Genomic DNA, 1,077 nt, shown 5'->3' on the forward strand with positions numbered 1-1,077 from the left:
CATCGGAGTCTCTGACCGGTGGAAGCGCGCGAAAGGGATGCAAAAATTCAGCAAGGCGGAGTTGGACGTGTTCGCCCTGTTCCGGATGGAACTACCTGCGGGCCACCCGGACAAAGACACTCTTGACTATCTCATCGCGACGAACGACGCAAATAACAAAAAACATCCAGATTTCGACTACACAGGAAAACGGGCACGAGAGCAGAGAAGCCAGGCGGCTCTCGAACGCTACCAAAACAACTACGTTCCACCAGCACCCCCTGAGGTGCTTGAGTCCGAGGCTGAACTACTGGAAATCATGGGCGTCCAGGCAAGCGAACCCGTCGCTTTCGTTAATAAGCACTACGCCCCTTACTTCCGCGCCGGTTTCGAGGAGCTAAAAGGCAGACGAATGCCGAAAGGCCATACTGTCTACCTCCCTGAACACGGCGTCGTCAAGATTGGGCAAAGATTGCAGCACCTCCGCCATTATTCAGTCTCTCCGGAGGAGGTGTACGAGCTGGCCTACCACGGCGTGTTGCTGTCGGGCCGGAACGCCGATGCAATCAGAAAGGAATACGACAGACTCGAGGAGATGAATGCACTCCATCCCGACCTCCCGCGATGGAGAAGGGAGGAGCAGCAGAGGCGACAGGATGAGGAAAGGGAGAAGGAAAGGAAAAGAAAGTACCCTACGCAGGAGGAGAAAGACAAGAAAAAGGAGCGGCGACGAACCGCTTATGAGAATTCCCGGGAAAAGGGACTGACGGAGGAGCAAAAAAGGAGAAGGCGAGTCGCTGGCTTCGCATACGATGATAGAAAGCGGGAGAGGTTGGCTACCGCGCCCGGGACGGTTGGGCCGGGCAGTGACGTGACGACCTACGATATTAGAGGTAGGCCTCAGGCGTGGAGGTGGGACAAGGGCAAGCAGTTGCACGTGCGTGAGAATGGTTCTGGTGTTCTGTATTATCTCGACTCTCAGACATGGGAACGGTGGCCGGCCAGCGAGGGTGAGGTAGCGCCGTCAAAGCGGCCGTATTCGCAGGAGGAGCAACAGCAGGTAGCGTATTCGCAGGAGGAGCAACAGCAGGTAGCGTA

At 56.4% G+C, this 1,077-nt stretch carries 1 protein-coding gene; it reads left to right on the forward strand.

Annotation, left to right across the window (positions count from 1 at the left end; all coding sequences use genetic code 11):
* Nucleotides 1-67: 67 nt before the first annotated feature.
* Nucleotides 68-1,077, forward strand: a 1,010-nt coding sequence (locus QSK31_RS48480; RefSeq protein WP_285691991.1) for a hypothetical protein, incomplete at its 3' end; no start/stop codon positions are given.

Origin of the sequence: Actinoplanes sp. NBRC 103695 (assembly GCF_030269485.1) — a bacterium.
Classification (GTDB): Bacteria; Actinomycetota; Actinomycetes; order Mycobacteriales; family Micromonosporaceae; genus Actinoplanes.